The sequence below is a fragment of the Pseudomonas sp. TE21435 genome (assembly GCF_056279265.1).
In genome coordinates this window covers 5,127,062-5,141,624 of sequence record NZ_JBWBQZ010000001.1, presented here as the reverse complement: position 1 = coordinate 5,141,624, position 14,563 = coordinate 5,127,062, and the positions used below count along the sequence as shown (strand labels likewise).

11 protein-coding genes are annotated in these 14,563 nt (G+C 64.0%); 2 read left to right on the top strand and 9 right to left on the bottom strand.

Annotated features, from left to right (window positions below; all coding sequences use genetic code 11):
- Positions 1 to 44: 44 nt before the first annotated feature.
- Positions 45 to 2,735 carry an alpha-ketoglutarate dehydrogenase gene (mdeB, locus tag ACZ9C1_RS23255; protein WP_277502978.1) on the bottom strand — a complete coding sequence of 897 codons (2,691 nt, stop codon included), beginning with the start codon at positions 2,733 to 2,735 and terminating at the stop codon, positions 45 to 47.
- A 24-nt stretch (positions 2,736 to 2,759) separates the two neighbouring features.
- Positions 2,760 to 3,956 (bottom strand): methionine gamma-lyase, encoded by a 1,197-nt coding sequence (locus ACZ9C1_RS23250; protein WP_277502977.1) that lies wholly within the window; start codon positions 3,954 to 3,956, stop codon positions 2,760 to 2,762.
- A 127-nt stretch (positions 3,957 to 4,083) separates the two neighbouring features.
- Between ACZ9C1_RS23250 and ACZ9C1_RS23245 the strand changes: the two genes are divergently transcribed.
- Positions 4,084 to 4,563 (top strand): Lrp/AsnC family transcriptional regulator, encoded by a 480-nt coding sequence (locus tag ACZ9C1_RS23245; RefSeq protein ID WP_102685201.1) that lies wholly within the window; start codon positions 4,084 to 4,086, stop codon positions 4,561 to 4,563.
- A gap of 177 nt (positions 4,564 to 4,740) precedes the next feature.
- On the opposite strand, the gene cysN is transcribed toward ACZ9C1_RS23245, so the two are convergent.
- The 3 genes from cysN to ACZ9C1_RS23230 all read right to left on the bottom strand — a co-directional run bounded on the left by cysN (position 4,741) and on the right by ACZ9C1_RS23230 (position 8,504).
- Positions 4,741 to 6,642, bottom strand: a complete 1,902-nt coding sequence (gene cysN / locus ACZ9C1_RS23240; protein ID WP_277502976.1) for a sulfate adenylyltransferase subunit CysN — start codon at positions 6,640 to 6,642, stop codon at positions 4,741 to 4,743.
- Between the two features lie 15 nt (positions 6,643 to 6,657).
- Positions 6,658 to 7,575, bottom strand: a complete 918-nt coding sequence (gene cysD / locus ACZ9C1_RS23235) for a sulfate adenylyltransferase subunit CysD (RefSeq protein WP_011535568.1) — start codon at positions 7,573 to 7,575, stop codon at positions 6,658 to 6,660.
- Positions 7,576 to 7,745: 170 nt separating this feature from the next.
- Positions 7,746 to 8,504 carry a Nif3-like dinuclear metal center hexameric protein gene (locus tag ACZ9C1_RS23230; protein WP_476254422.1) on the bottom strand — a complete coding sequence of 253 codons (759 nt, stop codon included), beginning with the start codon at positions 8,502 to 8,504 and terminating at the stop codon, positions 7,746 to 7,748.
- Positions 8,505 to 8,709: 205 nt separating this feature from the next.
- On the opposite strand from ACZ9C1_RS23230, the gene algW reads away from it, so the two are divergent.
- Entirely contained in the window at positions 8,710 to 9,870 is a 1,161-nt protein-coding gene (gene algW / locus ACZ9C1_RS23225; protein ID WP_102685198.1) for a Do family serine endopeptidase AlgW, read from the top strand.
- A gap of 251 nt (positions 9,871 to 10,121) precedes the next feature.
- On the opposite strand, the gene ACZ9C1_RS23220 is transcribed toward algW, so the two are convergent.
- From ACZ9C1_RS23220 to ACZ9C1_RS23205, 4 genes are all read right to left on the bottom strand, one after another.
- Positions 10,122 to 10,886 (bottom strand): amino acid ABC transporter ATP-binding protein, encoded by a 765-nt coding sequence (locus ACZ9C1_RS23220; protein WP_023629378.1) that lies wholly within the window; start codon positions 10,884 to 10,886, stop codon positions 10,122 to 10,124.
- Positions 10,887 to 10,896: 10 nt separating this feature from the next.
- A complete protein-coding gene (locus ACZ9C1_RS23215) occupies positions 10,897 to 11,994 on the bottom strand; it encodes an amino acid ABC transporter permease (protein ID WP_110700506.1) in 1,098 nt (365 codons plus the stop codon).
- 10 nt (positions 11,995 to 12,004) lie between these two features.
- Complete coding sequence (locus tag ACZ9C1_RS23210; protein ID WP_476254421.1) at positions 12,005 to 13,183, bottom strand: amino acid ABC transporter permease; 1,179 nt, start codon at positions 13,181 to 13,183, stop codon at positions 12,005 to 12,007.
- 67 nt (positions 13,184 to 13,250) lie between these two features.
- On the bottom strand, positions 13,251 to 14,279 hold the full coding sequence (locus ACZ9C1_RS23205; protein WP_198754366.1) for an amino acid ABC transporter substrate-binding protein: 1,029 nt from the start codon (positions 14,277 to 14,279) through the stop codon (positions 13,251 to 13,253).
- Positions 14,280 to 14,563 lie beyond the last annotated feature (284 nt).

Here is a 14,563-nt window from a genome sequence, read left to right as displayed (position 1 = left end):
CGTGGGAGCGGGCTTGCCCCGCGATTAAGCCGGCCCAGACCTCGTCAGCGATACCAGGCCGCCCCCTCCTCGCCGATGCCATAAAGCGCCCGCGCCTGCCCCAGCACATCCGCCGGCATCACGCCCTGACATACCAGCCCGTACAACGCTGCCAGCACTACGGCATACCGGTCCACCTCGAAAAACCGTCGCAACTGCTGGCGGGTATCGCTGCGCCCGAAACCATCGGTGCCCAGAGTGGTATAGGGCGCCTGCACATACTCGGCGATCAACTGCGGCCAGGCACGCACATAGTCGCTGGCCGCGATCACCGGGGCGTCGCCGGGTAGGCAACGACGCACATGGCAATTCACCTGCTCCCCGGCTATTGCCAGGCGTTGCGCATCCCTGGCCCCACGCGCCAGTTCGCTGAAGCTGGTGACGCTGAACACCTCGCTGTCGACCTGCCAGTCACTGGCCAGCAACTCACCGGCAGCGATCACCTCGCGCAGGATGGTGCCCGAACCCAACAAGCGCACCTGGCCACGGGGAGCGGCCGAGGAATGCCGGGCAAACCGGTACATGCCCCGCAGTACATCGTCGTGCATGTCTTCGGGCAACGACAGTTGCGGGTAGTTTTCATTCATCACCGCCACATAGTGGAACTCGTCCTGCTGCTCCACCAGCATGCGTCGCGCGGCATGGTCGAGGATCACCGCCAGCTCGCCGGCAAAGCATGGGTCCCAGGCCCGGCAGTTGGGCACCGTCGCGGCCATGACCAGGCTCGATCCGTCCTGGTGCTGAAGCCCCTCGCCACCCAGCGTGGTGCGCCCCGCGGTAGCACCCAGCAACAGGCCTCGGGCGCGCTGGTCGGCGGCGGCCCAGATCAGGTCGCCGACCCGCTGAAAGCCGAACATCGAGTAATAGATGTACACCGGCAGCATCGGCTCGCCATGCACCGCGTAGGCGGTGGCTGCCGCGACCCATGAGGAGATCGCCCCGGCCTCGGTGATGCCCTCCTCCAGCAATTGGCCATCCCGCGCCTCCTTGTAGACCAGCAGCGAGCCCGCGTCCTCCGGTTCGTAGCGTTGCCCGTGGGGCGAATAGATGCCGATCTGGCGGAACAGGCTGGCCATGCCGAAGGTGCGCGCCTCGTCGGCGACGATCGGCACCACCCGCGGCCCCAACCCAGGCGCCTTCAGCCAGTTGCCCAGCAAGCGCACGGCGGCCATGGTGGTGGACATCTCCTTGCCCTCGGCGTGCAGGGCGAAACCGCCGAACGCCTCCAGTTCCGGCACGGGCAAGGTGGCGCAGTCGTTGCGGCGCAGCGGCAACGGCCCACCCAGTGTCTGGCGGCGCTGGCGCAGATAGACCATCTCTGGACTGTCCTCGGCCGGGCGATAGAAACGCAGTTGCTCCACCGCCTCATCCGACAACGGCAAATGGAAACGATCGCGGAAGGCCAGCAGCGCCTGCACATCGAGTTTCTTGGCCTGGTGCGCGGTCATCCGCGACTCGCCGGCACTGCTCATGCCATAGCCTTTCTTGGTCTTGGCCAGGATCACCGTCGGCCGGCCCTTGCACGCCCTGGCGGCGGCATAGGCGGCATGCAGCTTGCGAAAATCATGACCACCGCGCTTGAGGGCGTTGATCTCTTCGGCACTCATATGCGCTACAAGGCGCTGCAAAGCCGGGTTCTGCTTGAAGAAGTGTTCGAGGTTGTAGCTGCCGTCCTTGGCGCCGAGGGTCTGGAACTGCCCGTCGGGTGTCGCCGCCAACTGACGCAGCAGCGCATGTTCATGATCGCGGGCGAACAGTGCGTCCCACTCCGAGCCCCACAACACCTTGATCACGTTCCAGCCGGCGCCACTGAACAACGCTTCGAGTTCCTGGATGATCTGGCCATTGCCGCGTACCGGGCCGTCCAGGCGCTGCAGGTTGCAGTTGACGATGAAGGTCAGGTTGTCCAGGCCTTCACGGGCGGCCAGGGTCAGGCCGGCGGTCGACTCCGGCTCGTCCATCTCGCCATCGCCGAACACGCCCCAGACATGCCGGGCAGAGGTGTCGAGCAACCCGCGATGCTGCAGGTAGCGCATGAAACGCGCCTGGTAGATCGCGTTGAGCGGGCCGATGCCCATCGAGCCGGTCGGGAACTGCCAGAAGTCGGGCATCAGCCATGGGTGTGGGTAGGAACACAGCCCGTTGCCGGCGACCTCCTGGCGATAGTTGGCCAACTGCTCCTCGCTCAGGCGCCCTTCGAGGAAGGCGCGGGCATAGATGCCCGGCGCCGAGTGCGGCTGGAAGAACACCAGGTCGCCACTGCGCCGCTCACCACCGCCCTCGCCGCGGAAAAAATGCTGGAAACCGACTTCGAAGATCTCCGCCGCCGAAGCGTAGCTGGCGATATGCCCGCCGAGCTCGCCGTAGGCATGGTTGGCGCGCACCACCATGGCCAGCGCATTCCAGCGCAGGATGCTGGTGATGCGCTCGTCCAGGTCCAGATCCCCGGGGTAGGCGCCCTGCTGCTCCACCGGCACGGTATTGCGGTAGGCCGAGAAGGCCTGGGCCTCGCGCTCCAGGCCCAGCTCGAGGGCATGGGCCTGCAGGCGCTGCAGCAGGTAGCGGGCCCGCGCCGGGCCGCAGTGGGCCAGGGTCGAGGCCAGCGCCTCGCACCACTCGGCGGTTTCCGCTGGGTCGCTGTCCAGGGCGGCATCAAGGGCCGTCAACGGCTCGTTCGGGTTCATCATCGCTACCATCGCGCAGGCCTCGTCCGTGGCGGTTCAGGCACAGGCCTTCAGGGCCTGGGCAATGTCGGCATGCAGGTCATCGATGTCTTCCAGCCCCACCGACAAGCGCACCAGCCCTTCCGAGATGCCATGCTCGGCACGCTGCTGTTGGGTATAGCTGGAATGGGTCATGCTCGCCGGGTGCTGGGCCAACGACTCGGCATCGCCCAGGCTCACCGCGCGGCTGAACAGCTGCAGGGCGTTCATGAAACGGCGCCCGGCTTCGATCCCGCCCTTCAGCTCGAAGGCAATCATCCCGCCCGGCAGGCGCATCTGCCGCTGGGCCAGCGCGTACTGCGGGAAGGATGGCAAGCCTGGGTAATGCAGCAACTCGACCTGCGGCTGCTGCGCCAGGAACTCGGCCACCTGCTGGGCATTGGCGCAGTGACGGTCCATGCGCAGGGCCAGGGTCTTGATGCCGCGCATCAACAGCGAGGCATCGTGGGGCGAGAGCACGGCGCCGGTCATGTCCTTGAGCCCTTCCAGGCGGATGCGGTCGATCAGCGCCTTGCGCCCCACCACCAGGCCGGCGGTGATATCACCATGCCCGGACAGGTATTTGGTAGCCGAGTGCACCACCAGGTCGACGCCCAGTTCCAGAGGGCGCTGCAGGTAGGGCGTGCAGTAGGTGTTGTCGACCACGATGCTCAGGTCATGGCCCTGTGCAGCCTCGACCACCGCGGCGATATCCACCAGCTGCATGTTGGGGTTGGCCGGCGACTCGAAGTAGATCATCCGCGTCTTCGCGGTGATCGCGGCCTTGAGTGCCGGGATATCGTTGAGGTCGACATGGCGGATCTTCACGCCAAACTCGCCGATGCCGTGGTGCAAGTAGGCGAAGGTGCAGCCATACAGGGTGCTGCCGACGATCAGCTCGTCACCCGGGCGTAGCAGAGTCCATAGCGTGGCGGTGATGGCGCCCATCCCGGAGGCCAGCGCCAGCCCGGCCTCGCCGCCTTCGAGCGACGCCATGCGTTGCTCCAGCAGGGCCAGGGTCGGGTTGGAAATACGGCTGTAGAAGTGCCCCGGCTCTTCGCCGGCGAAGCAGGCGGCACCGTACTCGACAGTCGGGAAAGCGTAGGTGGCGGTCTGGTAGACCGGCGGTACCAGGGCGCCGCCGTGGGACAGCGGATCATAGCCATGGTGAATGGCCCGCGTGGAGAAACCGGTATTGGTGTTGGAGTCGCGCATGGCAACAGTCTCTTGTGGTTTGTTATAAGCTTATGCCACCAAGCTGCCGCGCTTTTTCCAAACTTGCCCACGCAATCGGGCATGTTTTGAAAGAAAAACAACAAAAATTGAAGATGGAGGGCAAGATATGCCTTCAGCGCTCGACCGTACCGACCGCGCCCTGCTCGCTGCCCTGCAGGACAACGCCCGCCTCACCGTTTCCGAACTCGCCGACCAGGTCGCCCTGACCACCTCGCCCTGCTGGCGGCGGGTCAAGTTGCTCGAGGACAACGGCTACATCACCGGCTACCAGGCCATTCTTTCGCCCAAGTCGCTGGGCTTCGGGGTGACCGCGTTCGTCAGCATAATGATGGACTCGCACACCAAGGAAATGGCCCTGGCGTTCGAGAAGCGGCTGATGGAGATCCCCGAGATCGTCGCCTGCCACAATATCTCCGGACGCTATGATTTTTTGCTGGAGATCCTGGCGCGGGACCTGGAATCGTTTGGCGAATTCACCCGCGAGGTGCTGCAGCGGTTGCCGGGGGTGAAGGAGATCTATTCGAGCTTTTCGTACAAGGCGGTGAAAGAACGGCGGGTGATTCCCGTTTCCGAAACGCATATCTAGGGCCGCCCTGGGGCCCATCGCCGCGGTTCGTCGCCACGACAAGCCGGCTCCCACACCGACCGCGCTGACCTGAAACCCTGCGCCATCCTGTGGGAGCTGGCTTGCCAGCGATGGGCTGCAAAGCAGCCCTAAATGAAAAACCCCGCCGAAGCGGGGTTTTTCACGTCAGGCAATCAATCAGATCGCCCCACGCTGACGCAGCACATCCAGCACCAGCTTCACGCCTTCATCGACGCTGACCGACTGGGTGTCAATCACCAGGTCCGCATCCAGCGGCACATCGAACGGGAAGCTCTCGCCCGGGATGTTGTCGCCACCGGCGGCATACAGGCCCTGCGGGTCACGCTCGCGGCACACCAGCGGCGAAGCCTGGACGTACACGGTCACCAGGCGCTCCTTGCCGATCAGCGCCCTTGCCTGCTCGCGGCCTTCGGCGTCCGGCGCGACGAACGCGGCCAGTGTCAGCAGACCGGCTTCGTTGAACTGGCGCGCCACATGGGCGGCGCGGCGCCAGTTCTCGGTGCGTCCAGCGCGGTCCTGCGGCAGGCCCTTGTTCAGGTCGTGGCGCAGGTTCTGGCCATCGAGCACGTACACCGCACGGCCCATGTCGAACAGCTTGCGCTCCACGGCGTAGGCCAGGGTGCTCTTGCCGGCGCCCGACAGGCCGCTGAACAGCACGGTGGCCGGCTGCTGGCCGAAGCGCAGGGCGCGCTCTTCGGTGGACACATGAGCCAACTTGCCGTGTTGGCCAGTGCCACCGTGCGGCAGAACCGGCGGGGCAATGATCATGCCGGCACCGACGGTGCCGTTGGTCAGGCGGTCAATGACGATGAATGCGCCGGTGGTGCGGTTGCTCTCGTAACCGTCCAGGGCGATGGCGCTGTCCAGGGCGACCTTGACCCGGCCGATTTCGTTGAGTTGCAGCGCGCTGGCCGCGCCCTGCTCCAGGGTGTTCACATCGACCTTGTGGGTGATGCTGGCGATCGAACCCGGCACATAGCTGGTGGCGCGCTTGATGTCGTATTTCTTGCCCGGGAGCATCGGCTCCTCGGCCATCCACACCAGCATGGCGTCGAACTGGTCGGTGACCGTCGGCACATTGTCGGCATGCACCAGCAGGTCGCCGCGGGAGATGTCGATCTCGTCTTCCATGGTCAGGGTCACCGCCTGGCCAGGGCCGGCGTTCTCCAACTCACCTTCATAGGTGACGATGGACTTGACCCGGCTGCTCTTGCCCGACGGCAGCACGACGATCTCGTCGCCCTTGTGCACCACGCCACCGGCGATGGTGCCGGCGAAGCCACGGAAGTTGAGGTTCGGGCGGTTGACGTACTGCACCGGGAAACGCAGGTCGGTGACATTGCGGTCAGCGGCCACCTCGACAGTCTCGAGGATCTCCATCAGCGCCGGGCCCGTGTACCACGGCGAACGCTCGCTGCGATTGACCACGTTGTCGCCCTTGAGCGCCGACATCGGCACGAAGTGCAGGCTCGAAGGCTTCAGGTTGATGCCCTCGGCGAACTTCAGGTAGTCGGCCTTGATCGACTCGAAGACCTGCTCGTCGAAGCCCTTGAGGTCCATCTTGTTGACCGCGACGACGATGTGCTTGATACCCAGCAGCGACGCGATATAGCTGTGCCGGCGAGTCTGGGTCTGCACGCCATAGCGGGCGTCGACCAGGATGATCGCCAGGTCGCAGGTCGAGGCGCCGGTGGCCATGTTGCGGGTGTACTGCTCGTGCCCCGGGGTGTCGGCGATGATGAACTTGCGCTTGGCGGTGGAGAAGTAGCGGTAGGCGACATCGATGGTGATGCCCTGCTCGCGCTCGGCCTGCAGGCCGTCGACCAGCAGCGCCAGGTCGACTTCCTCGCCGGTGGTGCCGGACTTCTTCGAGTCACGGGTGATGGCCTCGAGGTGGTCCTCGTAGATCATCTTCGAATCGTGCAGCAGGCGCCCGATCAGGGTGCTCTTGCCGTCGTCCACGTTGCCGCAGGTGAGGAAGCGCAACAGCTCTTTGCGCTCGTGCTGGGCCAGGTAGGCGAGGATGTCCTCGCTGATCAGATCAGATTGGTGCGACATGCTGGAACCCTGAAATTAGAAGTAGCCTTGGCGTTTTTTGTCTTCCATGGAGCCGGCACCATCGTGGTCGATGACACGGCCCTGGCGTTCGGACGTCCGGGTCAGGAGCATTTCCTGGATGATGTCCGTCAGGGTCTCGGCTTCGGACTCGACCGCCCCCGTCAGCGGGTAGCAGCCCAGGGTACGGAAACGCACTTTCTTCTTGACGATGCGCGCCTTCTCCTCGTCGCTCAGGTGCTCGAGGATGCGCTCGTCGTCGATCATGATCAGGGTGCCGTTCTTCTCGATTACTTCACGCTCGGCGGCGAAGTACAGCGGCACGATCGGGATGCCCTCGAGGTAGATGTACTGCCAGATGTCCAGCTCGGTCCAGTTCGACAGCGGGAACACGCGGATCGACTCGCCCTTGTTGACCTTGCCGTTGTAGATGTTCCACAGCTCCGGGCGCTGGTTCTTCGGATCCCAGCGGTGCTTGCTGTCACGGAACGAGTAGACGCGCTCCTTGGCGCGGGACTTCTCTTCGTCGCGGCGCGCGCCACCGAAGGCGGCATCGAAGCCATGCTTGTCCAGCGCCTGCTTCAGGCCCTGGGTCTTCATGATATCGGTGTGCTTGGAACTGCCATGGGTGAACGGGTTGATGCCCTGCGCCACACCCTCGGGGTTGACGTGGGTGATCAGCTCCAGGCCCATCTCTTCGACCATCTTGTCGCGGAAGCGGTACATCTCCTGGAACTTCCACTGGGTGTCGACGTGCATCACCGGGAACGGCAGCTTGCCCGGGAAGAACGCCTTGCGCGCCAGGTGCAGCATGACCGCGGAATCCTTGCCGATCGAGTACAGCATCACCGGGTTGTCGAACTCGGCGGCCACCTCGCGGATGATGTGGATGCTCTCCGCCTCCAGCTGTTTCAAGTGCGTCAGATTGTCGACCATGGCTACTCACGAAAAACGATCTTATGGACGGCCTGCGGGCCGTGTTCGAGCGAGCCACTTTATCACAGCACCTGATTCTATTTAGGCGGGTGGCTAGATCGAAAAGGTCTAATGATATGACTGGGGGTTTGGGCAAAAAAGCATCGCGGGGCAAGCCCGCGATGAGGCCGTCAGATCGGATTCGGGCAATCGATGAACAGGTGCTCCAGGGCAAAGCGACGCGCCAGGTAATCGCCCAGCGCCTGCACGCCGTAGCGCTCTGTTGCGTGGTGACCGGCGGCGATGAAGCTGATGCCGTTCTCGCGGGCACTGTGGAAGGTCTGCTCCGACGCCTCGCCACTGAGGAACAGGTCGACTCCGGCGGCGATGGCGGTGTCGATGTAGCCCTGCCCGCCCCCGGTGCACCAGCCGACCCGGCGGATCGTCTGCTCACCCTCGATGAGCAGCGGCTCACGCCCCAGTGCCTCCTGCACGCGGCGGGCGAAATCTCGGGCCGATACCGGTTCGGCCAGCGAGCCGACCAGGCCCACTACCTTGGTATTGTTGGGGTCCAACGGACCTTCGACGGTGATGTCCAGCTGGCGCGCCAACTGCACGTTGTTGCCCACCTCCGGGTGCACGTCCAGCGGCAAGTGGAAGGCCAGCAGGCTGAGGTCGTGCTTGAGCAGGGTCTTCAAGCGCCGCTGCTTGATGCCGGTAACGCAGGGGTTTTCGCCCTTCCAGAAGTAGCCATGGTGCACCAGTATCAGGTCGGCCTCGGCCTCGACCGCAGCGTCCAGCAGCGCCTGGCTGGCGGTCACGCCGCTGACGATGCGGCTGACCTGGGGACGGCCTTCGACCTGCAGGCCGTTGGGGCAGTAATCCTGGATCCTGGCGCTGGCCAGGTAGCGCTCGGCTTCCTCGACCAGGATATTGAGGGCGACGGCCATGAAAAATCTCCTCGAATTCGGCATTGCGACGGGCGTCAGGCCCTATAATGGCCGCCATTATGGGCCGTCGCCGGCGTGGGGGAAACCGCCAGCAGGCGCTCGGGGTGTCCGGCCATCGCCGTTCGGTATCTTCAGGTGTATGATCGCGCCCGCTCGCGCCCCGGGCCCATAGACACGGCCCCCGTCCCACTCCCAGGATCGATTCATGCTCAAGGCTCTGCGTTACTTCGGCTGGCCCCTGCTCACCGGTGTGCTGATCGCCATGCTGGTCATCCAGCGCTTCCCCGAATGGGTCGGCCTGCCCAGCCAGGACGTCAACCTGCAACAAGCCCCGCAAACCACCAAGCTCATGCAGGGGCCGGTCTCCTATGCCGATGCCGTGACCCTGGCCGCGCCCGCAGTGGTCAATCTCTATACCACCAAAGTGGTGAACAAGAGCGCGCACCCGCTGTTCGAGGACCCGCAGTTCCGCCGCTTCTTCGGCGACAACCTGCCCAAGCAGCGGCGTTGGGAGTCGAGCCTCGGCTCGGCGGTAATCATGAGCCCGGAAGGCTACCTGCTGACCAACAACCACGTCACCAGCGGCGCCGACCAGATCGTCGTGGCCCTCAAGGATGGCCGCGAGACCCTCGCCCGGGTGATCGGCAGCGACCCGGAAACCGACCTGGCAGTACTGAAGATCGACCTCAAGAGCCTGCCGGCGATCACCATCGGCCGCTCCGACAGCATCCATATCGGTGACGTGACCCTGGCCATCGGCAACCCCTTTGGTGTCGGTCAGACCGTGACCATGGGCATCATCAGCGCCACCGGCCGCAACCAGCTGGGCCTCAACAACTACGAAGACTTCATCCAGACTGACGCTGCGATCAACCCGGGCAACTCCGGCGGTGCGCTGGTGGATGCCAACGGCAACCTGGTGGGCATCAATACCGCGATCTTCTCCAAGTCCGGTGGTTCGCAAGGTATCGGCTTCGCCATCCCGGTCAAGCTGGCATTGGAGGTGATGAAGTCGATTATCGAGCATGGCCAGGTGATCCGTGGCTGGCTGGGCATCGAAGTGCAGCCGCTGAGCCAGGAACTGGCCGAATCGTTTGGCATGCAGGGGCGCCCGGGAATCGTGGTCGCCGGTATTTTCCGCGACGGGCCGGCGGCACGTGCGGGGCTACAACTGGGCGATGTGATCATGAGTATCAACGGCGAGCCCGCCGGTGACGGGCGCAAGTCGATGAACCAGGTGGCGCGGATCAAGCCGACCGACAAGATCAGCATCGAAGTGATGCGCAATGGTCAGCAGATCAAGCTGATCGCCGAGGTGGGCCTGCGGCCACCACCAGCGCCGGTGGCCGCCAAGGAAGAGAAGTAAGGCTACAGGTGTGGGGCCGCTCAGCGGCCCCTTTACCGCGTCACGTCGCCACGACAAGCCGGCTCCCAAAGTTGCTATAGGCCTGATTGATGTGGGAGCAACTGCCCTGTGTCGTTTGCAAGGGCCTCATCGCTGGCAAGCCAGCTCCCACAGGGACGGCGCTTGAATTGAGGGCCGTGCGGTCGGAGTGGGAGCCGGCTTGTCGTGGCGACGAACCGCGGCGAAAGGGCCGCGAAGCGGCCCCGGGTACATCAATGCAGGATCTGGCTCAGGAACAGCCTGGTCCGGTCACTGCGCGGCCGGTCGAAGAAGTCGTCCGGCGCCGCCTGCTCGACGATCTCCCCCTTGTCCATGAAGATCACCCGGTTCGCCACGGTGCGGGCAAAGCCCATCTCGTGGGTCACGCAGAGCATGGTCATGCCATCCTCGGCCAGGCTGACCATGGTGTCGAGCACCTCCTTGACCATCTCCGGGTCCAGCGCCGAAGTCGGTTCGTCGAACAGCATGATCTTCGGCTTCATGCACAGCGCCCGGGCAATCGCCACCCGCTGCTGCTGACCGCCGGACAACTGCCCCGGGTACTTGTGCGCCTGCTCCGGAATGCGCACGCGCTCGAGGAAGTGCATGGCGATTTCCTCTGCCTTGCGCCGCGGCAGCTTGCGCACCCACATAGGCGCCAGGGTGCAGTTCTCGAGGATGGTCAGGTGCGGGAACAGGTTGAAATGCTGGAACACCATGCCCACCTCGCGGCGGATCGCCTCGATCTGCTTGAGGTCGTTGGTCAGCTCGACGCCGTCGACGACAATACGCCCCTGCTGGTGCTCTTCCAGCCGGTTGAGGCAGCGGATGGTGGTCGACTTGCCCGAGCCCGACGGCCCGCACAGCACGATACGCTCGCCCTGGCGCACGTTCAGGTTGATGTCCTTGAGCACATGGAACTGGCCGTACCACTTGTTCACGCCCTGCATCTGGATGATGCCTTCGGGGCCGGCAGGCTGCTTGATCGCTTCACTCATTTCGAAACTCCTAACGCTTGTGGCCAGTGTCCAGCTTGCGCTCCAGATGCATGGAGTAGCGGGACATACCGAAACAGAAAATCCAGAACACCAGGGCGGCGAACACATAGCCCTCGGTCGCCATGCCCAGCCAGGCCGGGTCGGCTGCGGCCTGCTTGACGCTGTTGAGCAGGTCGAACAGGCCGATGATGATCACCAGGCTGGTGTCCTTGAACAGGGCAATGAAGGTGTTGACGATGCCAGGGATCACCAGCTTGAGCGCCTGGGGCAGGATCACCAGGCCCATCGCCCGCCAGTAGCCCAGGCCCATGGCCGCGGCGGCTTCGTACTGGCCCTTGGGGATGGCCTGCAGGCCACCGCGCACCACCTCGGCGATGTACGCCGACTGGAACAGGATCACGCCAATCATCGCCCGCAGCAGCTTGTCGAAGCTCATGCCTTCGGGCAGGAACAGCGGCAACATCACCGAGGACATGAACAGTACGGTGATCAGTGGCACGCCGCGCCAGAACTCGATGAAGGTCACGCAGACCACCTTCACCGCCGGCATGTTAGAGCGCCGCCCCAGGGCCAGCAGGATGCCCAGTGGCAACGCGCCGACAATGCCGACCGTGGCGATCACCAGGGTCAACATCAGGCCGCCCCATTGGCTGGTGGGCACGGTGTCCAGTCCTAGCGTGCCACCGTGCAGCAGGATGTAGGCCAGGATCGGATACACCACCAGGAAGCCCAGGCCATACACAGCCTTGCGCGGGAAGCGCTTGATGAACAACGGGGCCGCGCCGAGCACGGCGAGCCACACGGTCAGGTCGACGCGCCAGCGCAGTTCCGTCGGGTAATAGCCGTACATGAACTGGCCGAAGCGCTGCTGGATGAACACCCAGCAGGCGCCCTCCTTGGTGCAGTCGGCGCGGGTGGTGCCAACCCAGTTGGCGTCGATGAACGCCCACTGCACCAGCGGCGGCACGATCAGCCACACCAGGTACAGCGCGAACAGCGTCAGCAAAGTGTTGAGCCAGCTGGAGAACAGGTTGGCCCGCATCCAGGCGAGCACGCCAACGGTCTTCACCGGTGGCGGCATGTCGGGTTTGAAAACATGGGCTGTCACGGAAGGACCCTCACCGTTCGATCAGCGCAATGCGCTTGTTGTACCAGTTCATCAACAGCGAAATGCTGATGCTGATGGCGAGATAGACGCTCATGGTGATGGCGATCACCTCGATGGCCTGGCCGGTCTGGTTGAGCACGGTACCGGCGAACAGCGAGACCATCTCCGGGTAGCCGATGCCGGCAGCCAGCGACGAGTTCTTCGCCAGGTTCAGGTACTGGCTGGTCAGCGGCGGGATGATCACCCGCAACGCCTGGGGGATGATCACCTTGCGCAGCGTCGGGCCTTCGCGCAGGCCCAGCGAACGGGCCGCCTCGGTCTGGCCGTGGCTGACCGAACGGATACCCGAGCGCACGATCTCGGCGATGAACGCTGCGGTGTAGATGGTCAGCGCCAGGGTCAGCGCCAGCAGCTCGGGGATCAGCACCCAACCGCCGACGAAGTTGAAGCCCTTGAGCTGCGGCACTTCCCAGTGCACCGGGCTGCCGAACAGCAACGCGCACACACCGGGGATGCCGATCAGCAGCAGCAGGCCCACCCAGAACTTGTGGAACGGCTGGCCGGTTTCATCGAAACGCTTGTTGGCCAGGCGCACCATCAACACGATGGCGACGATCGCCAGCACCAACGCGATCATGAACGGCCAGAAGCCCTCGGCCATGGCGGCGCCAGGCATGTTCAGGCCACGGTTGCTGATGAAGAAGGTGTCGTCGATATCGATGCTGCCCCGCGGCCCCGGCAGGGTCAGGAACACGGCGAAGTACCAGAACAGGATCTGCAACAGCGGTGGGATGTTGCGGAAGGTCTCCACGTACACCGTCGCCAGCTTGCTGATCATCCAGTTCGGCGACAGCCGCGCCACGCCGATGATGAAGCCCAGCAAGGTAGCCAGGATGATGCCGATGAAGGTCACCAGCAGGGTGTTGAGCAGGCCGATGACGAACACCCGGGCGTAGCTGTCCGATTCCACGTAGGGGATCAGGTGCTGGGCGATGCCGAAGCCGGCACTGCGCTCGAGGAAGTCGAAGCCCGAGGTGATGCCCCGGTGCTGCAGGTTGGTCTGGGTGTTGTGGAACAGGTACCAGCCCAGGCCCACCACGAAGACCACCGTGAGGATCTGGAACAGCCACGCGCGCACACGTGGATCACTAAGGGAAAACCCTTTCCGTGCGCCGATTTGATTTTGCATGAAGTGCCCCGAAAAGAAGGGATTCGAACGACCCGCGGCGGCAGGATGCCGCCGCGGGGTGCAGCCATCAGCGCACAGGTGGCGCGTACTGGATGCCGCCGTTGTTCCACAGGGCATTCATGCCACGGTCGATCTTCAGGTCGGTGCTCTGGCCCAGGTTCTTCTCGAACACTTCGCCATAGTTGCCGACTTGCTTGACGATCTGCACTACCCAGTCCTTGGGCAGCTTGAGGTCCTTGCCGTACTCGCCATCGGCGCCCAGCAGGCGGGCGACGTCAGGGTTCTTGGTGGACTTGGCCTCGGCCTCGACGTTCTTCGAAGTGACCCCTGCTTCTTCCGCGTTGAGCATGGCGAACAGGGTCCACTTGACGATGCTGAACCATTCCTCGTCGCCCTTGCGCACGACGGGACCCAGGGGCTCCTTGGAGATGGTTTCCGGCAGCACCACGTACTCGGTCGGCGCGGCCAGCTTGGAGCGCTGGGCGAACAGCTGCGACTTGTCCGAGGTCAGCACGTCGCAACGGCCGGACTCCAGCGACTTGGCGCTCTCGTCGGAGGTGTCGAAGGTGATCGGGGTGTACTTGAGGTTGTTGGCGCGGAAATAGTCGGAGACGTTCAGTTCAGTGGTGGTGCCGGCCTGGATGCAGATGGTGGCGCCGTCGAGCTCCTTGGCGCTGGAGACACCGAGCTTCTTGTTGGCGAGGAAACCGACGCCGTCATAATAGGTGACGCCGGCGAACACCAGGCCCATGCCGGCATCACGCGAGCTGGTCCAGGTGGTGTTGCGCGACAGCACGTCGACTTCGCCGGACTGCAGCGCGGTGAAGCGCTCCTTGGCGTTGAGCTGGCTGAACTTGACCTTGGTCGCATCGCCGAACACGGCGGCAGCCACGGCGCGGCACACATCGGCGTCGATGCCGACGATCTTGCCCTGTGCGTCAGGCACGGAGAAGCCGGGAAGACCATCGCTCACGCCACACTGGATGAAGCCCTTCTTCTTCACCGCGTCGAGGGTGGCGCCGGCCTGGGCGAAGCTGGTGGCGCCCAGCGCGGCGGCGGCGGTCAGGACTGCCAGGGTGGTTTTCAACATCTTCATCAACAACCTCCAAATCGCTCTTGTTGTATGAGCCGGAATTGCACCGCACCCTTATGAGGCGCATCCGACCCCTTGTTGGCTTGTTTTTGGGTCAATTGGCGCAATGGGCTGTTCTATGACAGCCTTCGATCCACACGAGGGGTGTTACCGGGACCGGCCCACCTCTTCGCATGACAAGGACATAGCAAAGGGCGTACCACAGTCCACGGCTTAAGCGATAAAGCGGTAGTCAAGTAGGAAAAGTTGTAGAGTTGCGACATCTTTTTTTGGCATTAACCGCCAAT